A 21671-nucleotide genomic window follows, 5' to 3' on the forward strand; every position below is an offset into this window, starting at 1 on the left:
GGCATAAAGCAGGCTTTTGCATCAAAAAGCCACTACAAGGGAATAGCAATGGAGCGTGATGACACGGCAGTTGAAGTCAATGTCAACTTCACCAGCGAAGAGATAAATAATAATATCGAGATAATCGAAGTAAAATACCAAACCACTTACTCCGAAGATACTCACTACCTACTTATTGAGACCAAACTGAAATCGAGCACTTGGTCTCTACAAGGTATTCCGAATTCAAGTTCCCGTATAACAGTCAGGGCCACTTACCTCTACGGAAGCCGTGGTGGTGTCAGATCAGGTCAATTTATCAGTGAGATGGGGGGAGAACTCAATTACAGTCGAAGGTCCGTAAAGCTGACGAACGGATCAGTTATGATTGATGGCAGCATGCGTGGACTACATGTAGGCACATATCTATTCCACAAGATTGTTTCATGGGCAAAACAGTTCGATCCCTCTTTTACCGTTGTACCCATATCAGTAATCTCCGGAGATGCAGATGGGGAGAACAAAGATCGCCGAAATAAGCTCTACACAAATTCAGGAATACGATTCATCTGGGAAGGTGCTGAGGGTATGGGAGGCCAATCCGACCCTACTCTAAAAGTTTCCGAGCTTATACCTTATGCAAACTGGCCCAACATAACCAGAAACCATGGCCTGAGTGCTCTAGACAACATATGGCGGGATTTTTCGACACTAAAAGAAAAATCACGCGGACTTAGGGCATCTAAGAGATATTACCGGAGAGAATACGAAACTATCAGAGCACGTCTGCGTGCTATCGCAGGTTTCCTAAATTTCCCTGGATACATTTTTTGTATCTTGCTTGGGCTGGCCATCGGAAGAGCTCTAGGGTGGTATCAAGGATCTTAAAAAGCTCCTCACCGCTCTCATGTAATCAAAAGAATTACAACTTGCTACTGCTGCGGTCACGCACACATGGCGCCAACATCGGCGCCATGAACGACTTAGCCACCCTCGCCCGCCTGATCGAAAACCTCATCCGCCTCGGCACCATCGCTGCCGTCCAGATGAAGCCCCCGCGTGTGCAGGTCAAAACCGGAACCCTCACCACCGGTTGGCTCCCGTGGGTCGCCGCCCGAGCCGGTGCCGACCGGGAGTGGAACCCGCCCACCGAAGGCGAGCAGGTCATCCTCTTCAGCCCATCCGGCCAACTCGGCAACGGCATCGTCCTGACCGGCCTGTTCAGCGACAACATCCCAGCCAACGGCGACCGCGAAGGACTGCACCGAACGACCTACCGCGACGGCACCGTCATCGAGTACGACAGCGTCGCTCACCACCTCAACGCCACACTGGCCGAAGGCGGCACCACCAAACTGATCAGCACCAGTGGCATCCACATCGTCGGCCCAATCACCCATGAGGGCGACTACACCCAGACCGGCAACCAGAACGTCACCGGCATGGTCACTGTTTCCGAAGATGTCATCGCTGCCGGCATCAGTCTGGTGAAGCACCTGCACGGCGGTGTCATGCCTGGCGGCGCGAAGACGGGGAAACCGGAATGAACCGAGAAACCGGCGCAGCCCTCGACCTGGTCGAGCATATTGCCCAGTCCATCACCGACATCCTGACCACCCGCATCGGCACCCGCGTCATGCGCCGCGAATACGGCAGCCTGCTCCCCGAGCTGGTGGATCAACCGTTCAACGACTTCACCCGCTTGCAGGTCTACGCCGCCACCGTCATGGCCCTGATGCGCTGGGAAACCCGCATCAGCCTCAGCCGTATCCAGTTCATCGGCGCGAACCTTCAGGGGCAGGCGTCGCTGGAATTCGAAGGCACCATCGTCGACAACAATCAGCCGCTGAACCTGAGCGTGCCTCTGCAACTGGGGGGCAGCGTATGAACACTTTCGTCGCCATCGACCTCGGCCAACTGCCGGCGCCGCAAATCGTCGAACAGATCGACTACGAACAGATCCTCGCTGAGCGCAAGGCTTACGCCGTCAGCCTCTGGCCGATCGAGGAACAACCCGAGATCGCCGCCCGGCTCAACATGGAATCGGAGCCGCTGACCAAATTACTCGAGGAAAACGCCTACCGCGAAACCGTTTGGCGCCAGCGGGTCAACGAGGCATCGGTTGCCAACATGCTGGCGTTGGCCAAGGGCACTGACCTCGAACAGCTCGCCGCTAACTTCAACGTGAAGCGGCTGGTCATTCAAGCGGCAAACCCGACAGCCGTGCCGCCCCTCCCCAAGCTGACGGAAAGCGACGACAGCCTGCGTGAACGCGCGCAAATGGCATGGGAAGGCCTCAGCACAGCCGGCCCGCGCAACAGCTACATCTTCCACGCCCGGTCCGCTGACGGTCAGGTTGCCGACGCTACCGCCGAAAGCCCGGCGCCGGCCGAAGCCGTGGTCACGGTGCAATCGGTGCTGGGCGACGGCACTGCCTCGCTGGCACTGCTCGACAAGGTCAAAACGTACCTCAGCGACGACGACCGCCGCCCCGTCGCGGATCGTCTGACCGTCCAGGGTGCGGAGATCATCAACTACCAGATCAAAGCCAGGATCTACCCGTTGAGCAATGGCCCTGAAACCGAATTGGTCCTCGCAGCAGCCGAAGCCCAGTTGCTCCAGTTCGTGCATCAGCGCCGGCGCCTGGCACTGGAGGTTTCCGAATCCATCGTGCACGCCGCGCTGCACGTCGAGGGCGTGCGCAAAGTAGTGCTGGAAGACTGGGAGGACATCGTCGCCACCAAGTACCAGGCGCCGTATTGCACGAGCGTGGAACTGACATTGGGGGTCGAGTGATGACCTACCAGCCACTGCTACCCGGCAACTCGACTCCACTGGAACGCAAAGCCGCGCAGGCCTTGGCAGAAATCCAGCGCGTGCCGATTCCATTGCGCACGCTCTATAACCCTGACCTGTGCCCCCTGCCCTTACTGCCGTACCTGGCCTGGGCGTTTTCGGTGGATCGCTGGGACAGCAAATGGTCAGAAGCCGCCAAGCGTGCCGCGTGCAGAGCCGCCTATTACGTGCACTCGCACAAGGGCACCATCGGCGCATTGCGCCGGGTGGTAGAACCGCTGGGCTACCTGATCGAGGTCGCAGAGTGGTGGCAGACGGTTCCACATGGCACGCCTGGCACCTTCGCGTTGCGCATCGGCGTCCTCGACTCCGGCATCACCGAAGCGATGTATCAGGAACTGGTCTGGCTGATCGACGACGCCAAGCCCCTCACCCGCCACCTCACCGGCCTCGACATCATTCTTGAAACCCGGCTCGACGCCTTCGTTGGCTTCGCCGTTTACGACGGCGACGAAATCGACGTGTACCCCTGGAGCAACCCGGACATCGACGCATCCGTCCGGGGCTACACCGGCGTGAGCCTCTACACCCTCGACGAACTGGACGTGTATCCCCATGGTTGATCAGAACTCTATTTTCGGCGGCATGCTGACGACGCTCGGCGCCGCCAAGAAAACCAACTGCGACGCCCTCGGCATTCCGTGGGAGCCGCGTTACATGCTGATCGGTGATGCAAACGGTACGGACCCGGTGCCCAGCCCGACACAAACCAAGCTGATCAATCAGCGGTATCATGCCCAACTCAACCAGTTGTACGTTTCACCGACCGATGAAAACGTCCTCATCGCTGAGCTGGTGCTGCCTCCGGATGTGGGCGGCTGGTGGATCCGCGAATTGGCACTAGAAGACAAAGACGGCGTGTTCTCGGCGGTCGCCAACGTAGCGCCAAGCTACAAACCATTGCTCGCGCAAGGCTCCGGCCGCAACCAGGTCGTGCGGATGCACATCATCACCAGCGGCACGTCGAACATTCAGTTGAAGATCGACCCGTCGGTAGTTTTGGCAACTCGAAAGTACGTCGACGACTCAATCAAGACGCTTTACAGCAAGGCTGAAATCGAAGCCATGATCGCAGAGGCGTCAGCTCTGCCGGTGGGCACGATGGCTGCGTTTCCGGTGAACAAGATCCCGCCTGGGTTTCTGGAGTTGGACGGCAGCGTCAAGAGCATTGCGATCTATCCCGACTTGGCGGCATTCCTTGGCACGGACTTCAACAAAGGTGATGAGGGCGTCGGCAATTTTCGAGTGCCAGAGTCTCGCGGCGAGTTCCTTCGCGGTTGGGATCATGGGCGTGGTGTCGATGCTGGCCGAGCGGTTGGCAGTTGGCAAAAACCATCGGTTCATGTTTTCGATACGGGCACTTCCGTAGCGACAGTCTCGGACAGGAATACTGTTACTTCAGCCGTAACGGCTCTGGCAAATATGGGTTACGACTCCATAAATGCTGCCGATTATCCCGGTGCCGAATATTCGGTTTCGACCGCCGGCACAAGCGCACCAATTTCCAACAGCGATCAGACTGCCTTTGGCGCAACTCGGCCGCGCAACCTGGCGGTGATCTGGTGCATCAAGGCGTGGAATGCCCCGATCAATCAGGGAAACATCGACATTGCAGCGCTTGAAGCTCTGGCGACGCAGGCCACAGAAATCAAGTTCGGCACCGCCAAGATCGCTACGCAGTCGCAAGTTGAGGCCGGCGCTAATGACACCACGATTGTGACCCCGCAAAAGCTGCTGTTTGGGTTCACGATTTTGCTGGCCGCCATTGGTTACATCGTTTTCCCGAAATGGCTCGGTGGGCTGAAGATCCAGTGGGGCACTACGGCCATTCTCAGCGCCACTAGTGGGACTGTCACCTTTCCAATGGCTTTTGACGTTGCCGCCTACTATTTCAATCCAATCAAACATTCAAACGATGGTCGGCGGGTTGCCGCGATGGCCCCAACGAAACTCAACGTTGCCGTTTACGGATGGGCTGGGAATGGGAACGCGGCGATTATCGATAATTTTAGTTGGCTGGCAGTGGGGATTTAACAATGAAATATGCAACGTTTGACGAGTCTGGCGTCCTTCAAGGTCGCTATGACTCAGCCGTACACCGAGCCATCCCCGATGATGCTGTAGAGATCGCTGCTGACTTGTACTTCAAATCGATCCGTGAGGTGGACGGGGTCTGGCGACTAGTCAACGAAGAGTTGGTCAAGGTGCCATTTGCCGTAGTAGTGCCGGACTTTGCGCAACTGGTCGCCGTCGAGCGCTACAAGCGTGAGGCCACTGGGGTAAATGTCGATGGCTTGCAGATCGAAACGACCCGCGACAGCCAGGCGCTGATTGCCAGTACCGGATTGTCCGCCGTCCTCGATCCTGAATACCGCTGCAACTTTAAAACGGTGACAGGCTTTGTCGAGATCGGCGCCGCGCAGATCATTGAGATCGCCAAGGCTGTTCGAGCGCACGTGCAAGCCTGCTTTGACCGCGAGCTGGCTTTGCTGCGTGCCATTGAGGCCGGCGAATACCGCGATGAGATGCTGACTGAGGGCTGGCCAAACTCCGCCGCCTTGTAACCCCCTCCGCTACAACCCCACACGCTCGCCCATCTGGCGCGCGCGCGGCAGCCTGTGCACTGTCATCCCATTTACTGCGCAGGCAAATCCATGGCCGATTATCTTCACGGCGTGCGGGTGCTCGAACTCAACGACGGCACCCGCCCCATTCGCACCATCCCCACCGCCGTCATCGGCATGGTCTGCACGGCCGACGATGCCGACGCTACCGTTTTCCCGCTGGATACGCCGGTGCTGCTCACCAACGTGCAGACCGCCGTCGGCAAAGCCGGTACCACCGGCACCCTCGCCGCCAGCCTGCAAGCCATCGCTGACCAGACCAAGCCCTACACCATCGTCGTGCGCGTCAAAGCAGGCGCCACCGAGGCGGAAACGGCGAGCGCGTTGATCGGCACCACCACCGCCGACGGCAAATACACCGGCATGAAAGCCTTGCTCGCCGCCAAGGCCAAGGTCGGTATGGTGCCGCGCATCCTCGGCGTGCCAGGCCTCGACAGCCAACCAGTGGCCACGGCGCTGGCGAGCATTGCCCAACAACTACGCGCCTTCAGTTATGTCAGCGCCTGGGACTGCAAAACCAAGGAAGAAGCCGTCGCCTATCGCGAGAACTTCGGCGCCCGCGAAGTGATGGTGATCTGGCCGGACTTCCAGAACTGGGACACCGTCACCAGCACCACCGTGAAAGCCTCGGCCGTCGCGCGCGCCCTTGGCCTGCGCGCCAAGATCGACCAAGAAGTGGGCTGGCACAAAACCCTGTCCAACGTCGCGGTTAACGGCGTTACAGGCATCAGCGCCGACGTGTTCTGGGATCTGCAAAACCCGGCCACCGATGCCAACTACCTCAACGGCAACGAAGTCACCACCCTGATCAACGAGGGCGGTTTCCGCTTCTGGGGCAGCCGTACGTGCAGCGACGATCCGCTGTTTGCTTTCGAGAACTACACACGCACCGCGCAGATCCTCGCCGACACCATGGCCGAAGCGCAGATGTGGGCCGTAGACAGGCCCATGCACCCGTCCTTGGTGCGCGACATGATCGAGAGCATCAAAGCCAAGTTTCGCGAAATGGTCGGCAGCGGCTACCTGATCGGCGGCGACTGCTGGTACCCGGAAGAGATCAACGACAAGGACACGCTCAAGGCCGGCAAGCTCTACCTCGATTATGACTACACGCCCGTGCCGCCGCTGGAAGACCTGACCCTCCGCCAGCGCATCACCGACCGCTACCTGATCCAGTTCGCCAGCAAAGTGAACGCCTGAATCGGCGCTCCCCTACGGGGGGGTCCGTACCCCGGAGACCAACGCCATGGCCATGCCTCGCAAACTCAAAAACATGAACCTGTTCAACGACGGCAACACCTACCAGGGCGTTGCCAAAAGCGTCACCCCGCCGCCGCTCGGTCGCAAGATGGAAAGCTATCGCGGCGGCGGCATGAACGGCCCGGTCAAGGCAGACCTCGGCTTCTCCGATGACGGCATCCAGTTCGAATGGAAAACCGGCGGGCTGGATCTGATCGCGCTCCGGCAATTTGGCAGCGTCAACGCGTCCGGCGTGCAGCTGCGCTTTGCTGGCTCTTTCCAGCAGGACGACACCGGCGAAATCAGCGCTGTGGAAATCATCGTGCGTGGACGTCACGAAACCATCGAGATGGGCGACGCGGCGCCTGGTGAAGACACCGAACACAGCATCACCACCACATGCAGCTACTACAAGCTGATCGTCGACAACGAAGACATCATCGAGATCGACTTGCTCAACTTCATCGAGAAGGTCAACGGCGTGGACATGCTGGAGAAACAGCGCTCTGCCATCGGCCTTTGACCGCCCCCTAAAACCATTACCCGGAGCAACACATGAACACCGAAGACACCACCACCGAAGCCCTGCCGGCAGTCGATGACAACACCGTCAACCTCGACACGCCCATCGTTCGCGGCAAGTCCTACATGACCAGCCTCACCCTGCGCAAACCGTCATCCGGCGAACTGCGTGGCGTCCATCTGGTGGACCTGCTGAACCTCGACGTAACCGCCCTGCTCAAGGTGCTGCCGCGCATCACTTCGCCAAGCATCACCGCAACAGAAGCCGCCGGCATGGACCCGGCCGACCTGCTCGCCTGCGGCAACAAGGTTGCGCATTTTTTGTTGCAGAGGTCGGTGAAGACGGACGCCTCCCTCGTTGCGTAGAGGACGCCATGGCCGATCTGGCCCTGGTCTTTCACTGGGCGCCGGTTGATATGGATCAGCTCGGCCTGCAAGAACTGATGGACTGGCGCGAGCGCGCCAGGGTGCGGAGTTCCACCGATGGCGAATGACTTAAAACTTCAGGTACTGCTCAACGCAATTGACCGGGCGAGCGGCCCCCTGAAGGCCATCGACAAGGGCAGCATCGGCGCTGCCCGCGCACTCAAGGAAGCGCGCGACCGCCTCAAGGAACTCAACGCCCAGCAAAAAGACGTCAGCGCCTGGCGCACTCAGCGCGCCGCCGCTGAGCAAACCGAAACCGCCCTAACCTCGGCCCGCGACAAAGTGCGCGCGCTCAGTCAGCAGTTCGCCGCCACAGGCGTCCCGACCAAGGCGTTGGCCAAGGACTTCCGCACCGCCGTGCGTGAAGCCCAGCGGCTCAAGGAACAGCACCAGCAACAGTCCGAAGAGTTACAGACCCTGCGTTCGAAGCTGTACAGCGCAGGGATCAGCACAAAAGACCTCGGGACTCACGAACGCCAGCTGCGCGAGCAGATCGGCGCCACCAACACCACGATCAGCGAACAGGGCAAGCGACTGGTCGCGCTGAATGCCCAGCAGAAACGCATGGCCGCCGAGCGCGCCAAACTGGCGAAGACCCAAGGCCTTGCCAGTGACATGGCGGTCAACGGTGCCGCCGGGTTGGGCGTGGGCTACGCGGCGAGTCGCCCGATAGCCAAAGCCGTGGGCGCATTTGCACCGAACGAAGACTCCGCCACACAGCTGAAAGTGTCGATGATGGACAACACCGGCAAGGTGGCCGAGGACTTCCAGAAAATCACCGACCTTGCCACCAAACTCGGCGACCGCTTGCCTGGCACCACCGCCGACTTTCAAGAAATGATGACCATGTTGCGGCGCCAGGGCCTCAGTGCGCAAAGCATTCTCGGCGGTACCGGCGAAGCGGCCGCGTACCTCGGCGTGCAGTTGAAAATGCCGGTGGCCGAAGCCGCCGAGTTCGCCGCCAAGATGCAGGACGCCACGCGCACCACCGAGAAGGACATGATGGCGCTGATGGACACCATTCAGCGCGGGTTCTACTCCGGTGTCGATTCAACCAACATGCTTCAGGGCTTCAGCAAGATCGCCCCGGTGATGGACACCATCAAGAAATCCGGGATTGAGGCTGCCAACGAACTGGCCCCGCTGCTGATCATGATGGACCAGGCCGGCATGGAAGGCGGCGCTGCTGGTAACGCGTTCCGCAAAATCTTTCAGGCGGGCCTGAACAAGGACAAGGTCGACGACGTCAACAAAATCCGCCAACTCAAGGGCCAGGAGATTCAGTTCAGCTTCACCAACAAGGAAGGCAACTTCGCCGGGCTGGAGAATCTGTTCGCCCAGGTCGAAAAACTGAAGGCGCTGAACGACGAGGACCGTACCGAGACCATCAAGGACTTGTTCGGTGATGACTCGGAAACCATGACCACCCTGAACACCATGATGAACAAGGGGCTGGCGGGTTACAAAGAGGTGCAGCAGAAGCTCCAGAATCAGGCGGACCTGCGCACGCGCGTCAACGAGCAACTCAGCACCTTGACCAACGTCATGGAAGCCGCGGAAGGCAGCTTTACCAACGCCATGGCCGAGTTCGGCGCCGCCGTCGCGCCGGAATTGAAAGAGCTGATCAACACCCTCGGCGAAGTCGCCAACAACGTCGGCGCCTGGGCGCGGGAAAACCCAAAGCTCGCCGGCGGACTGGTCAAAGTCGTGGCGCTGGTCGCGGGTCTGTCCTTCGTGTTCGGTGGCTTGGCCATTGGGATGGCCAGCCTGCTCGGCCCGTTTGCCGTGATTCGCTACGGCATGGCGATGTTTGGCATGCAGGGTGGTGGCACGCTGCGAGTCATGCAAAAGCTCGCCCCCACCATCACCGGTCTGGCTCGCAATGCACTCCCTATGCTGGGTCAAGGCCTTCGCACGCTGGCCAGCACACTCAGCGGCGCACTGGTAACTGCCCTGCGAACCGTCAGCATTGCACTGTGGGGCCTCGCCACGAACCCGGTCGCGCTGGCCATCGGTGCCGTGGTTGCCGTCCTCGCCGGTGCGGCTTACCTGATCTACACCAACTGGGACGCGGTGAAACTCTACTTCAGCAACGCCTGGACCGAGATCAAAGCCGGTTTCAGTGGTGGCATCGGTGGCATCCTCACCACACTCGCCAACTTCAGCCCCATCGGTCTGATCTACCAGGCCTTCGCTGGCGTACTGAGCTACCTAGGCGTGGATCTGCCGAGCCGCTTTACCGAGTTCGGCAACATGCTGGTCAACGGCCTGGTCAACGGACTGCTCGCAGGGTTGGGCCAGATCAAAAACGCCGTCAGCGCAGTGGCTGATTCGGCCATCAACATGTTCAAGGAAAAGCTCGGCATTCACAGTCCGTCCCGCGTGTTCACCGCGCTTGGCGGCTTCACCATGGCCGGTCTGACCCAAGGTCTGCAAAGCGGTCAGGACGGCCCGCTGGGCGCCATCACTGACATGGGTAAACAAGTCGTGTCTGCCGGGCAACGTGCGCTCGGCGCCATGGCTGGCCCGCTCGGCGCCATTGGGCTGCCGCAATTGCCGACTGGCGCCGCCGCATCCTCTTCAGTGTCGATCGACAATCGTGCGCCCATCAGTCCGGCACCGGCCGCAGCCTACGACAGTCACGACACCTACGAAATCAACATCCACACCACGCCAGGCATGGACGAGCGCGCCATCGCCCGCGCCGTGCGCGCCGAGCTGGCCCGCGTCTCCAGCGAAAAGAGCGCCCGCCAGCGCAGCAAACTGTCCGACCTGGAGTAACCTGCCATGATGCTAGCCTTGGGCATGTTCGTTTTCAGCCTCTCTACAGCCGCCTACCAGGAGCTGCAACGCCAAACCGAATGGCGCCACGCCAGCAGCAACCGCGTCGGCGCCGCACCCGCTCGCCAGTTCGTCGGCCGTGGTGATGACTCCATCACCCTACCCGGCATCATCCTGCCGGAACTCGCCGGCAGCGCCCTCAGCCTCGACGCCTTGCGCCTGATGGCCAACACCGGCAAGGCATGGCCCATGGTTGAAGGCAGCGGCAGGATTTACGGGCTGTGGATCATCGAAAGCCTGAGCGAAACCAAGACGATTTTCTTCCGCGACGGCACACCGCGCCGAATCGAATTCACCCTCAGCCTCAAGCGCATTGATGACGACCGTATCGACCTGATCGGCGCCGGTACCAGCGCTGGCGTCAGCATCATGAGGGCGCTGCTGTGATCGATGCCGCGCTCTCCCGCGTCACTGGTTTTCTGGACAAGACCATCGAGCGTTACAAGCGCGAAGCCGCTTACCCGGTGCCGGCGTTCCGTATCACCGTGGACGGCAACGACATTGCGCAACTGATCAGCCCGCGCCTGATGAGCCTCGACCTGACGGACAATCGCGGGATCGAGGCCGATCAACTGAGCATCACCCTCAGCGACCACGACGGACTGCTCGCCATCCCGCCCAAAGGCGCGGTGATCCGGTTGTGGCTGGGCTGGAGCGATACAGGCCTGGTGGACAAAGGCACCTATACCGTCGATGAAACCGAACACTCCGGCACGCCCGACGTGCTGAGCATCCGCGCCCGCTCGGCAGACCTGCGCAAAGGACTGAAGACCAAACGCGAACGAAGCTGGAGCAACACCACCCTCGGCGACGTGCTGGGCGACATCGCTCTGGGCAACGGACTGACCGCAACCATCGCCGGCGCCCTCGACGGTTTGCCCATCCTCCAACTGGACCAGGCCAACGAATCCGACGCCAACCTGATCAGCCGCGTCGGCGAAGAGTTCGACGCCGTGGTCACCGTCAAAGCCGGTTGCCTGTTGTGCATGCCTGCCGGCGGTGGAAAGACCGCCAGCGGCGCCGAGCTGCCGCACATCACTCTTACCCGCGCCGACGGCGACCAGCACCGCTACTTGCAAGCCGACCGCGACAGTTACGACGGCGTGCGCGCTTACTTCTACGATGTGAACAGCGCCAAGAAACAAGAAGCCATCGCCGGCGGTGGCGAGAACCTTAAGGATCTACGGCACACCTACAGCGATAGACAGTCCGCCCTGCGCGCGGCGCGAGCGGAGTTCAACCGCCTACAACGTGGCAGCGCGACGCTCAGCTACACCTTGGCCCTGGGCCGGCCAGATCTGATTCCGGAGCTGACCTACACACTTGAAGGGGTGAAGCCGGAAATTGACGAGATCATCTGGTACGGGGGGAATGTGCAGCACACCCTTAGTGCAGATAACGGTTACACCGTCAGTCTTGAACTAGAGAGCAAGTTGCCGGAAGACACTGTTGAGAATTTAGGGGTGGAGAACGAGGAAAATTTCACTGGGATCATCGCGCATTACCGCGACCCAAAAACAGGAAAAGAAAAGAAATTGGCTGCTGGGGATCAGAGTAAACCGCGGAGATTAAATTGGTTATACGCTACAGAGAAAACTGCAAAACGCGCGGTAGATCGTGAGTGGAAAAGAATGCAGTCAGAAAGAATTAGCCCAGCTTAGAACCGGGGCTAATTCTAAAGTAATGAGAAGCGCCGTGAAGGATAGCTTCTGACGCCTCGTCTCAAAGGAGCACTAGAACCCCTTTACAAAATTTACCTCATCACCAAACGAAGAAATTTTCAAGGACTCATTATAACCGACCACACCAACGCACTCTTCGCAAAACTTATTATGATAAACAGCAAGAAAAAGATATTTTTCCAAAACCTTAGAGCTTGCTGAATACATTTTAATATTTGACGCAATCATGTCTCTGTGAAGCGCTATAACTTGCACATCAAGCTTTGTGGGGAATATCCCCCCCGCTTCAGGATCATCATTCGGTACAAACGCCGCGCGAAGATAGTTTACAAAATATCGTCCATGACGCTCAAAAACATAACTCCTACAAGACCGCCCATTGAATACCGCACTGACTACATCTAAATGCGAATTTGTCTTTGCAAAATCGAATACACCTTGCGAGAGCATTACCACGGGGTTAATCGCTTGATCTTTCTCGATATCAACCGCTTCTATTAAAGCCTCACCATAAATTGCATTCTCGTCAATATACAACCCCCCCAACGCCAGACCACCACGCACAAAATAACCGTGACGAATCAACTCAATTTGGTATCTGCAAATAAACTCAAATATTGGAGCTACAAAAACCTGACCTAGGTCACACCTCAAGGAGATCAATACATTATCCGAAAAACTTTTAACGTCTATCAAACCTAAATCTTTCGGTTGCTCCAATGCAGACAAACCTGCTTTCAACGCATTAACTACTTGACTACAGGCCTCGTTAGCATTGCCATTTTTCGTGACAATACTTTTGAACCCTAACATATCGATAAATGCACAGAATCGTTTCTCAATTTTCACTTCAGACACAATAGCCGCTCCCTGCGCATACGAAAATCATTTTGAATTTAACCTGCACTAGAAATCAACCTATAAACTCTTTTTACAATCATAAGCACAGTTAAAATCAGGTTCAGAGAAAAGAATATTGAGATCGATATCAACAAAACTTTGTAGTCAATATCTATTTTTGTCTCCCCCCAAACCAAAGGTGAATACTGTTCTTTAAGAAGATATGAAACTATCCCGGTCACAATAGAAAACAATGAAATCAATATTGCATAAGAAATACTCGACAACAGCTCACTCAACAACTGCGCATGCTTTGACAGATGAACATATAACGCACTAACTCTAAATGCTGGCTTACCTTTCATGAGATCTTCAAGAGAGGAGGCAGAAAGATTAGGCTCAGGTGTGTTCTGGGAATCATATGCAGATATTTTTTCTTGGACACGCTTATTTTGATCGTATACTAAGACCAGAAGATTCAATAAGAGACCGGCAAATATTGAAGACACCGACATTAAAAGATTAATTAGCCCCGACTTATCCGAGATCCCTAAATAATAAAACAACCCAGCAAGCAAAAATGGAGTCAACACAAATATAAAAAAATCGGCCCAGTCAATTTTACCATCCGCATCATAAATCGCTGCAACAAGATGTTTCTTGATAATGAAACCAACCCGAATTTTTTTACTCATCTTGACACCTTCCCTATAAACTCTTCGATTAGCTCGCTAGCATAGCCATGAAGTTCGGCCTTATCAGGAACACCATCAACAATATTAACATTATCGCCGGTAATTTCTACAGCAGATATCGGATCGCCCATTTTTAATGAAACAACTTTTTTCCTTCCACCCGATTCAATGACCGCCCTAACATCAGTTGAAACTCTACTCAACATTTCTACTGGACTCTCATTGCCTCCAACAGCTATTTCCTTCAAAGAAGAAAAAGTCCCAAACGCTGCTCCCCGCTTGGGCTTAATAATAACCTCCGTCCTGTCAACCCCTAGCTGATCCGCCAAGTCACCACCTAAGCAAACTTCATAATTTGACAAACGAAGCTCTTTAACATTGGAGTTATCAAGCCATTCCTGCACAGTTTTCTCGTGAGCCAGAGGAGAAATCCGCACCTTTAAATCGATCTGAGTCTTAAAATACTCATTAAATTTTTCATCAAAAAAAGATTTAACTCCGCGATTTCCAGCACTATGAAACAACACCACAGCAGTTCGACTATGCTCGGGCACACAAAAATTAAAATAGAGAGACCTTACGTCCGAGTCATCATGACGCTTATCATAGGTTTTGGACTTGCTGGCCAAGCTATAAATCTTTCCAGGTATCCCATACTCACCCAGATCAATCCACCCATAAATTGACCGATCAACCCGACTAACACTAGTTACATGAACTGTCTTCTTCGCCTCAATATCATTATAGATATTAGTGCTTAGCGAATTGAGAAAAGCTTCGATAAAATCCAACAAATCCCTAGAGCGCACACTATCTAACAAGTGATATCTCTCAGCAATATCACCGGGCAAATATTTATCAAAAATTTTAATTGAGTACGGTCTAAATGAATGCATAAAATCCCCATAGAAAACCAACAAGTCTGTTCAAAAAAATATCCAACTTAAACTCACCTTCCATCAACCGCCAACATATCTAGCCATCCATAAAGATAACGCTCAACAAACTTAATACTGTTGACCGTAAACGTATCAATGCCAAGTAAGATATTACGGAGAAAAAATGCGGTTTGCTCTTCATGAATCTAGTCCTTGATCTTTAGATGATCGCCGGCTAATTCTTGTAGCCGTCACGGCTGAATTCAGCGATCGGATCCTAGTCATCCATGCCTGACAGATCCGTTCTTAATGGGTACAGGTTATGCTGGCCTTTTAGAATCGGCAAGGGCTTCAGTCAAATCCTTGAGGCGCTGCTCGACATCCATTAAGCGTTTCTTTTCCTCAGCAGCGCTTTGTATCTCTCGCTTGCCCGCATCGCCCAGGGAGCGAAACAGCTCAAGCATGGCCTTCTCTTGCATATTTTCAGTCATCGGCTCAGCACCATCGGCTGACATACCTCGAAACATAGAGCCTTCACCGGTTAACAACCAATCCACGCTCACACCCAAATGAGTGTGCAACGCACCCATCGCTCTGGCGTTGGGTTCCCGCTCATCAAGAAGATAGTTCTGTAGCGTCCTGTAGGGAATTCCTACAAGGTCGGAGGCTTCTTTGATCGATAAGCCCTTCTGGTCGAGAACACTGCGCAGGCGCGTCGCTATACTCATTTTTTCATAAGATCCGATTGACGCACCCGTTTGGGTGCGTATACTGCGAACAAACAGGTACATCTTAACCAAGTAGGAACACATCAACCATGAGCCAAGCCATGGAAAAGCGCCAGATTCAGGCGCGGCTGATTGAGAACGGAAGCAACTTCCGTCAGTTCGCGATCAGCCACGGCTACGAACCGCGCACGGTTACTCAAGTGGTTCAGCGGTGGGCTGGACACGATTCGCTGCCACGCGGGCGTCTGTCGTTCAGCATCCTGCGGGATATTTCACGGTTGATCGGAAAGGAAGTACTGCCCGGCATCCTTGTGGATTGCGCTGTTAAGCCAGATGAAACCGAGGTTGTTGATCAACTGTAGGGCCGACAGGCCCAAGGAGAAAACCAGAAGATGAAACGCCCGGTTCTAAAGACCAAGCGCCAAGTCATGAGCGCCGTTATTGCCGACTACGTCGGTGGTCGCGAATGCGCTGCCGCGCGTATCGGTTACGAACTCAAAAAGTTTGATAACCACATTTACGAAAATGCCGGTAGCCGCCCGCTCAGCGACGAACAAATTCATCTGCTTGAGCAGGACGCCGGCACCACCCACTACCCGGAATACATCGCGCATCTGTATGGCGGCATGTTTGTGCCCCTGGCGAAACCGGAGACGCTGGACAACATCGATTTATATAGCCGTTCGGTCAACGCGGCCGCAAAGCGTGGTTACGTCGATCAGATCATCGCCAAGGCGCTAGAGGACGGAGTGGTTGAGCCGGGTGAAGCAGAGGCCATTCTCGGCGCCCACCACCGTTACATGGCGGCAAGGCACTCCGAAGTTTTGGCGACGATTCAGTTGCACAGCAAAAAACATTCAAGGAATTGATCATGACAACTTCACTGGTGCCGGTATTCAGTGGCGACCTCGACGGTCGCCCTCAACCGCTTTGTGATGCGCGCGACCTGCACGCCTTCATGAACGTCGGTCGTGACTTCAGTACTTGGATCAAGGATCGAATCGAACAGTATGGCTTCGCTGAGGGCGAAGACTATTCCCCGATTGACGGGCATAGATATTGCGCAGATGACGATTTTTGCTCCCCGAATCCGGGGAGCAAAACCGACCGGCGCGGTGGCCACAATCGCACCGATTACCACCTCACCCTAGACATGGCCAAAGAGCTGGCCATGGTCGAAAACAATGAGCAAGGCCGTCAGGTTCGCCGCTACTTCATTGCGATGGAGCGTCAAGCCCGCGAAAGCCGAGGCGCTACCTATCTCAGCATCAATCAACAACTCGCCATCCATCGACAGGTTCCGGTTCTGCTGGCGAAGCTGAAAGCCGAGACCTCCCCAGCGGTACGCACCACCTTGCATGCCCAACTCAGCCAGCACTGCCATTTGTTGGCTTTGCCAGTGCCGGCGCTGGAAAACGTGGGCCACGGCGTGGCTGGAAATCTTGAATTGTTTTCGAAGAGCTGAGATCGATGACCTACATCTCCGAAGTAGACAGAACACATTTGACTGATCTGCTGGCCAGCGCACAGCAGCGGCTGAACACCTCAAAAGAAATCGTCGCGACCACCAACGATTCGCTTTCAGGCAGTGACATCAGGATCGCTATCGGCGACGCGATCACGCCCTTGAACATCGCGCTCGAAGCGGCAGAAAAGCTTTAAAGGAATCGGCCATGAGTACCTACAAACTCGTCTGCCCGCACTGCCTCGGTCGCATGCGTATCCGCACCAGCGAAGGCACACACATTTTTCTGCGCGTCGCCTACCTGCAATGCACCAACGAGGCCTGCGGCTGGTCGGTGCGCGCTGAGTTCGAAATGACTCACGAAATGAGTCCCAGCGGCATGGCCAACCCATCGGTGCGTTTGCCCATCGCCGACATAGCCCTGCGCCGCGCCGCGATGAAGACCGCCAACGATCAACCCGACCTGCTCGACCAAATGGAAATGGAGTGTGCGCAATGAACCACGATCAGTTGACCCACGACTACCGCAGCAGCATGCAACGTGCCGCGTTTGCTTACCTGCAACGGCACGAAGCGCAGTACCTGGTGGATTCGGACCTGCTCTATGAAAACTGCGTTCGACACTTGGCCACGTCGCTGGAGGTGCCTGTCTTCATGGCCGAGCGTCTGGTTCACAACGCCTGGACAGAATTGCAGGTGATCAATCAGCGCAAGTGGATCGGTGTGGACTGGGGCAACAGCCCCGGCTGCACGGTCGTACACTTGATCGATACCCGTGCCGATCTGCGCTACCCAATACCGGCGAGACTGCTGCCGCAGACCTTGCTCGCCCAGCGCGATTCCGCGCACAAGCACCGCCCTCAGTAACCCCTTTTTAAACACCCCCGCCCTGCCCCGCTTCCCGTGGGTTTGGGTGAGCTTTGCCTGAAATCCGAGGTGGATCATGGAAATCGACATCGCCATCAACGCGAAACTGCCCCGTGCACAGGCCGAAGCCCTGCTCCAGGCACTGCGCGCCCAGTACTCGATGCAGTTCAACGAGTACTGGTATGACGATCGCTTTCGCATGATCCCCGAGGGTTTACGGCACGGCTCGCTGCTGTCGGCCTTCCCGGTGATGGCCGCGCAAAAACGCCTGATTGGCGCCCTTAAACACAGCCTCGGCGAAGTGAAGTAAGCCCCGATGAACATGAAGCACGATCTGCGCGCCGACATCCTGCAACGCCTTGAATCCGACTACGGACTCAAGCACAAAGCTGGCAAATACATGCGCCAGGGCGAATGCCCGGCGTGCAAGAAAAAGGAGCTGTACGCCTTCCACGATGACCCATGGATGATCCGTTGCGGCCGGGGCAAGTGTGGCCAGACCTGGCATGTCAAAGAAATTTACGAAGACCTGTTCGAAGACTGGAGCAAGCGCGCCCCGGCCAGCGAGCAACACCCCAGCGCCACCGCCCGAGCCTATCTGGAATTTGCCCGAGGCTTTCGGCTTGATCTCATTCAAGGTTGGTTCACGCAGGAAACGTATTTCTCCGGCGAGCTGAATGCCGGCAGCGCGACGGTGCGCTTTGCGTTGGAGAAAGGTGGCTACTGGGAACGCCTGATCGACCGGCCACACCGATTCGGCAAGATGAAGGCGCGGTTCAAGCCTGGTGACAGCCCGCGTGGGTACTGGTGGTGCCCGCCATGCGTCGAGCTGCTGGACGTCAAAGAGCTTTGGATCGTCGAGGGCATCTTCGACGCCATCGCTCTGGTGCATAACGGCATTGCGGCCGTATCGGCAATGTCTTCGGCCTTCTTCCCCGAGGAGTCTCTGAAAGAGCTGGCCCGACAACGCGGCGGTAAATTGCCCAAGCTCATTTGGGCATTGGACAACGAACCCGGCGCGCACAAATACACCAAGCGTTGGGTGCGTCAGGCTCGCGCCTTGGGCTACAAGTGCGAAGCGGCACAGATCCCGCAATCGGACAGCCGCAAGGTTGATTGGAACGATCTGCATCAGCGTTGGGCATTCATCGATGGCGAGAGCGAACGTGCCGAGCAGATCGACAAGGATCTGGCCACGGCTCGCTATCACGGCTCCCTGCTGATCGCCGAAAGCGCGTCTGAGAAAGGCGTGCTGATGTACGAATGGCGCGAGCGCCACGAGTTTCACTTCGGCTTCGACAGCCGGCTCTACTGGTTCAAGATGGACCTGGAGAAATTCAACAAGGCCATGCAGGCGCTGGATTCCTCCGATCGCCACGAAGACCAGCTGCTGAACGAAAAGCAACGTCGCGAAAAGGCCCTGCGCCAATGCGGTGGAGTGGTGGAAATCGCCAACTGCTACCCACAGGCGCTGTACTTCCAGCGCAACGAAGTCACCGACGAATCCTGGTACTACTTCCGCGTCGATTTCCCGCACGACAGCGGCAGCGTGAAGAACACCTTCACCGGTGGCCAGGTCGCGGCCGCCAGCGAATTCAAGAAACGCTTGCTCAGCATGGCCGCCGGCGCCGTGTTCACCGGCAGCGGGCAGCAACTCGACAAGATCATGAAGGATCAGCTGTTCGGCCTGAAGACCGTCGAGACCATCGACTTTATCGGCTACAGCAAATTGCACGGCTGCTACGTCTTTGGCGACCTCGCGGTACGCGGCGGCATCGTCAGCGTGGTGAACAAGGAGGACTTTTTCGAGTTCGGCAAGCTGCGGCTGAAGACACTGCAGAAGTCGATCGCCATGCACATTCAGCGCGACAGCAAGCAGTACCGCACCGACTGGTTGCCGATGCTGTGGCTCTGCTTTGGCGCCAAGGGCATCGTCGCCCTGGCGTTCTGGTTTGGCTCGCTGTTCGCCGAGCAGATCCGCGCACAGTACAAGTCCTTCCCGTTCCTTGAGGTCACCGGTGAAGCCGGCGCCGGCAAGACCACGCTGCTGACTTTCCTGTGGAAACTGCTCGGCCGCGAGCATGAAGGTTTTGACCCGTCGAAGTCGACCCGTGCCGGCCGTCAGCGCGCCATGGGCCAGGTCTCCAACATGCCCGTCGTGCTGATCGAGGGCGACCGCAACGAGCCGGACAAGGCGCACGCCAAGGGCTTCGACTGGGACGAGCTGAAAGACTTCTACGGCGGCGGCACGCTCGGTACCAAGGGCATGAAGACCAGCGGTAACGAGACCTACGAACCGCCGTTCCGGGGCGCGATTGCGATCAGCCAGAACGCCGATGTCAGCGCGTCCGAAGCGATCCTGACCCGGATTATCAAATCGCACTTTGCACGCCCGGAGGTCACCACCGAGAGCCGTGCAGCGGCAGACAACCTGAACCTGATTCCGGTCGAACAACTGAGCCACTTCCTGCTGCTCGCCGTGCGCGCCGAAGCGCAGGTGATGGCCAAGTTCTCCGAACGCTTGCTGGTCCATGAGCAGCAACTGCGCAAGCTCAAAGAAATCCGCGTGGAGCGGATCATCAAGAACCACAGCCAGTTGATGGCCCTGGTCGATTGCCTGCGCCTGGTCTGCCCGCTGGATGACAACCACGTCGCCACAACGCATCAGGCGCTGATGGTCATGGCGCTGGAGCGACAAGCCGCGATCAGTGCCGACCACCCGCTGGTTGCCGAATTTTGGGAAGTCTACGAATACCTCGAAAGCCTGGGCGAAGGCCCGCAGGTCAACCACAGCACCGACCCGAAGCTCATCGCGATCAACCTCAACGAATTCGCCGAGAAGGCCAGCGAGCATCGGCAGAACCTCGCTGACCTCAAGACCCTGCGCGGGCTGCTGGTCAACAGCCGCAGCCACAAATGGCTGGAATCCAACAAGGCCGTATACAGCGCCGTGCGCGCCTCGCAAGCAGCCAGTAATGCGATGTTCAACAAACCCACCACTGTGCGCTGCTGGATTTTCCAGAGCGCTTAAACCGCAACCAGCGCTGCAACGCTGGGCACATTCTTAAGGAGAAGCACCATGCACGTTCAAGTCATCACCGGCAACGCCGGCACGGGCAAGACGACAAAACTGAGGTCGATCGAGGCGCAGCAACTGGCCGAAGGCAGACAGGCCGGAATTATCCATGCGGACGCGTATTCGCATCACGGCCTGCTGGGAATCATGGAAGTCAGGTTGGAGCGCGGCGAGCGGACGCTGCTTGTCGACGATTGCTCGAGCAAACAGATCGAGGAGGTTTTGCAGTGGCAGAAGGAGGCTGAGGGGAACGAGCAGTTTAAAGGCTTGGCGATTCACCTGGTTCGCCGCGCCGGCTGATCAATGAGTTCATGCCGGAAAAAAGTGGTGCCGAGGGGCTGCAACCCCTCGCCACCGACCACCCCAAAGGAGAAGCACCATGCAAGCACAAAACCCAAGTGGCAGCGGCACAGAGGCTATCACGAAGCCACTGGAAATCGGCGTCGCTGACTTCGACACCCTGCTGCGTGAGGTGGAACAACTCAGACAGTTCAGGGAATCAGTCAAGCACACCTGTGAAAACCCGAAAAATCGAACGCGGCAGACTCAGTTGCAGATGTGCAGATTCCTCGATGAGCTGCGGCTGACGGCGATCAATGTAGGCGCGGTAGGTGCGGCAAACGCGGAGGCGCGATGAACGCAAATCCCGACCCTCCGCGCATCCGCCCGCCCATGGCCAGTCATCGCCTGGATCTGCCCAGCTGCTGCGACATTTGCGGCAAAGCCCGATCCACCCGCAAGCATCAACGGTGTAGCCGGATCAGGCAGCAGCGCAAGTCTGCGGAGTGGGCCGAGTTGATGGCCGCGCGAGCTGAAGCGAAGAACAAAAAACCTCGGCGCTACGCGCGCTGAACCGAATCACAGGGCGAACAACGGGGAGCTGCAACTCCCCATCGTCTGCAAAGGGAGAAGCGCCATGCAAATGTTCAAACAGATAGAACCGAACGTCTCTC

The 21671-nt window shown here is 56.9% G+C and carries 29 protein-coding genes; 25 read left to right on the forward strand and 4 right to left on the reverse strand.

What is annotated here, in order from left to right:
* Nucleotides 1–48: 48 nt before the first annotated feature.
* The 14 genes from HU724_RS19085 to HU724_RS19150 all read left to right on the forward strand — a co-directional run bounded on the left by HU724_RS19085 (nucleotide 49) and on the right by HU724_RS19150 (nucleotide 12148).
* Complete coding sequence (locus HU724_RS19085) at nucleotides 49–867, forward strand: hypothetical protein (protein ID WP_186566187.1); 819 nt, start codon at nucleotides 49–51, stop codon at nucleotides 865–867.
* Nucleotides 868–953: 86 nt separating this feature from the next.
* Nucleotides 954–1526, forward strand: coding sequence for a phage baseplate assembly protein V (locus HU724_RS19090; protein WP_186566185.1), 573 nt, complete (start codon nucleotides 954–956; stop codon nucleotides 1524–1526).
* Complete coding sequence (locus HU724_RS19095; protein WP_186566183.1) at nucleotides 1523–1867, forward strand: GPW/gp25 family protein; 345 nt, start codon at nucleotides 1523–1525, stop codon at nucleotides 1865–1867. Before HU724_RS19090 ends, HU724_RS19095 begins: the two co-directional genes overlap by 4 nt.
* Nucleotides 1864–2775, forward strand: a complete 912-nt coding sequence (locus HU724_RS19100; RefSeq protein ID WP_186566181.1) for a baseplate J/gp47 family protein — start codon at nucleotides 1864–1866, stop codon at nucleotides 2773–2775. The genes HU724_RS19095 and HU724_RS19100 overlap by 4 nt, the downstream gene beginning before the upstream one ends.
* The gene (locus HU724_RS19105; RefSeq protein ID WP_186566179.1) at nucleotides 2775–3398 is read left to right on the forward strand and encodes a phage tail protein I; all 624 of its coding nucleotides are present in this window, start codon (nucleotides 2775–2777) and stop codon (nucleotides 3396–3398) included. Before HU724_RS19100 ends, HU724_RS19105 begins: the two co-directional genes overlap by 1 nt.
* Nucleotides 3391–4869 carry a phage tail protein gene (locus HU724_RS19110; protein ID WP_186566176.1) on the forward strand — a complete coding sequence of 493 codons (1479 nt, stop codon included), beginning with the start codon at nucleotides 3391–3393 and terminating at the stop codon, nucleotides 4867–4869. Before HU724_RS19105 ends, HU724_RS19110 begins: the two co-directional genes overlap by 8 nt.
* 2 nt (nucleotides 4870–4871) lie before the next feature.
* Nucleotides 4872–5399 carry a DUF4376 domain-containing protein gene (locus tag HU724_RS19115; protein WP_186566174.1) on the forward strand — a complete coding sequence of 176 codons (528 nt, stop codon included), beginning with the start codon at nucleotides 4872–4874 and terminating at the stop codon, nucleotides 5397–5399.
* 90 nt (nucleotides 5400–5489) lie between these two features.
* A complete protein-coding gene (locus tag HU724_RS19120) occupies nucleotides 5490–6659 on the forward strand; it encodes a phage tail sheath protein (RefSeq protein ID WP_186566172.1) in 1170 nt (389 codons plus the stop codon).
* Nucleotides 6660–6705: 46 nt separating this feature from the next.
* A complete protein-coding gene (locus HU724_RS19125) occupies nucleotides 6706–7221 on the forward strand; it encodes a phage major tail tube protein (protein WP_095189078.1) in 516 nt (171 codons plus the stop codon).
* A gap of 32 nt (nucleotides 7222–7253) precedes the next feature.
* The gene (locus HU724_RS19130; protein ID WP_186566170.1) at nucleotides 7254–7586 is read left to right on the forward strand and encodes a phage tail assembly protein; all 333 of its coding nucleotides are present in this window, start codon (nucleotides 7254–7256) and stop codon (nucleotides 7584–7586) included.
* Between the two features lie 8 nt (nucleotides 7587–7594).
* A complete protein-coding gene (locus HU724_RS19135; protein WP_186566168.1) occupies nucleotides 7595–7714 on the forward strand; it encodes a GpE family phage tail protein in 120 nt (39 codons plus the stop codon).
* Entirely contained in the window at nucleotides 7704–10427 is a 2724-nt protein-coding gene (locus tag HU724_RS19140; protein WP_186566166.1) for a phage tail tape measure protein, read from the forward strand. Before HU724_RS19135 ends, HU724_RS19140 begins: the two co-directional genes overlap by 11 nt.
* Nucleotides 10428–10433: 6 nt before the next feature.
* Nucleotides 10434–10874, forward strand: a complete 441-nt coding sequence (locus HU724_RS19145) for a phage tail protein (protein ID WP_150694807.1) — start codon at nucleotides 10434–10436, stop codon at nucleotides 10872–10874.
* Nucleotides 10871–12148 (forward strand): phage late control D family protein, encoded by a 1278-nt coding sequence (locus tag HU724_RS19150; protein ID WP_186566164.1) that lies wholly within the window; start codon nucleotides 10871–10873, stop codon nucleotides 12146–12148. Before HU724_RS19145 ends, HU724_RS19150 begins: the two co-directional genes overlap by 4 nt.
* Before the next feature lie 72 nt (nucleotides 12149–12220).
* Here the strand turns inward: HU724_RS19150 and HU724_RS19155 are convergent, their stop codons facing one another.
* From HU724_RS19155 to HU724_RS19170, 4 genes are all read right to left on the reverse strand, one after another.
* A complete protein-coding gene (locus HU724_RS19155) occupies nucleotides 12221–13027 on the reverse strand; it encodes a hypothetical protein (protein WP_186566162.1) in 807 nt (268 codons plus the stop codon).
* Between the two features lie 38 nt (nucleotides 13028–13065).
* On the reverse strand, nucleotides 13066–13704 hold the full coding sequence (locus HU724_RS19160) for a hypothetical protein (protein WP_186566160.1): 639 nt from the start codon (nucleotides 13702–13704) through the stop codon (nucleotides 13066–13068).
* On the reverse strand, nucleotides 13701–14600 hold the full coding sequence (locus tag HU724_RS19165; protein ID WP_186566157.1) for a hypothetical protein: 900 nt from the start codon (nucleotides 14598–14600) through the stop codon (nucleotides 13701–13703). Before HU724_RS19165 ends, HU724_RS19160 begins: the two co-directional genes overlap by 4 nt.
* Before the next feature lie 302 nt (nucleotides 14601–14902).
* Nucleotides 14903–15310 carry a helix-turn-helix domain-containing protein gene (locus HU724_RS19170; RefSeq protein ID WP_225927633.1) on the reverse strand — a complete coding sequence of 136 codons (408 nt, stop codon included), beginning with the start codon at nucleotides 15308–15310 and terminating at the stop codon, nucleotides 14903–14905.
* A 101-nt stretch (nucleotides 15311–15411) separates the two neighbouring features.
* Between HU724_RS19170 and HU724_RS19175 the strand changes: the two genes are divergently transcribed.
* The 11 genes from HU724_RS19175 (at nucleotide 15412) to HU724_RS27650 (ending at nucleotide 21570) form a co-directional block, all read left to right on the forward strand.
* Nucleotides 15412–15672 (forward strand): helix-turn-helix domain-containing protein, encoded by a 261-nt coding sequence (locus HU724_RS19175; RefSeq protein WP_186566697.1) that lies wholly within the window; start codon nucleotides 15412–15414, stop codon nucleotides 15670–15672.
* 30 nt (nucleotides 15673–15702) lie between these two features.
* Nucleotides 15703–16179: a YmfL family putative regulatory protein gene (locus HU724_RS19180; RefSeq protein ID WP_186566155.1), complete on the forward strand. Its 477-nt coding sequence runs from the start codon at nucleotides 15703–15705 to the stop codon at nucleotides 16177–16179.
* Between the two features lie 2 nt (nucleotides 16180–16181).
* On the forward strand, nucleotides 16182–16775 hold the full coding sequence (locus HU724_RS19185) for an antA/AntB antirepressor family protein (RefSeq protein WP_225927634.1): 594 nt from the start codon (nucleotides 16182–16184) through the stop codon (nucleotides 16773–16775).
* A 5-nt stretch (nucleotides 16776–16780) separates the two neighbouring features.
* Nucleotides 16781–16972 carry a hypothetical protein gene (locus tag HU724_RS19190; RefSeq protein ID WP_186566151.1) on the forward strand — a complete coding sequence of 64 codons (192 nt, stop codon included), beginning with the start codon at nucleotides 16781–16783 and terminating at the stop codon, nucleotides 16970–16972.
* A gap of 11 nt (nucleotides 16973–16983) precedes the next feature.
* Nucleotides 16984–17274 carry an Ogr/Delta-like zinc finger protein gene (locus HU724_RS19195; protein WP_038979812.1) on the forward strand — a complete coding sequence of 97 codons (291 nt, stop codon included), beginning with the start codon at nucleotides 16984–16986 and terminating at the stop codon, nucleotides 17272–17274.
* Entirely contained in the window at nucleotides 17271–17642 is a 372-nt protein-coding gene (locus HU724_RS19200) for a hypothetical protein (protein WP_186566149.1), read from the forward strand. The genes HU724_RS19195 and HU724_RS19200 overlap by 4 nt, the downstream gene beginning before the upstream one ends.
* A gap of 76 nt (nucleotides 17643–17718) precedes the next feature.
* On the forward strand, nucleotides 17719–17952 hold the full coding sequence (locus HU724_RS19205; protein ID WP_095124351.1) for a hypothetical protein: 234 nt from the start codon (nucleotides 17719–17721) through the stop codon (nucleotides 17950–17952).
* A 6-nt stretch (nucleotides 17953–17958) separates the two neighbouring features.
* On the forward strand, nucleotides 17959–20673 hold the full coding sequence (locus HU724_RS19210; RefSeq protein ID WP_186566147.1) for a bifunctional DNA primase/helicase: 2715 nt from the start codon (nucleotides 17959–17961) through the stop codon (nucleotides 20671–20673).
* Between the two features lie 48 nt (nucleotides 20674–20721).
* Nucleotides 20722–21018, forward strand: coding sequence for a DEAD/DEAH box helicase family protein (locus tag HU724_RS19215; protein ID WP_186566145.1), 297 nt, complete (start codon nucleotides 20722–20724; stop codon nucleotides 21016–21018).
* Between the two features lie 79 nt (nucleotides 21019–21097).
* Entirely contained in the window at nucleotides 21098–21355 is a 258-nt protein-coding gene (locus HU724_RS19220; RefSeq protein ID WP_186566143.1) for a hypothetical protein, read from the forward strand.
* Entirely contained in the window at nucleotides 21352–21570 is a 219-nt protein-coding gene (locus HU724_RS27650; protein WP_225927635.1) for a hypothetical protein, read from the forward strand. Before HU724_RS19220 ends, HU724_RS27650 begins: the two co-directional genes overlap by 4 nt.
* The last annotated feature ends 101 nt before the right edge of the window (nucleotides 21571–21671 follow it).

The organism is Pseudomonas iranensis, from assembly GCF_014268585.2.
GTDB lineage: Bacteria > Pseudomonadota > Gammaproteobacteria > Pseudomonadales > Pseudomonadaceae > Aquipseudomonas > Aquipseudomonas iranensis.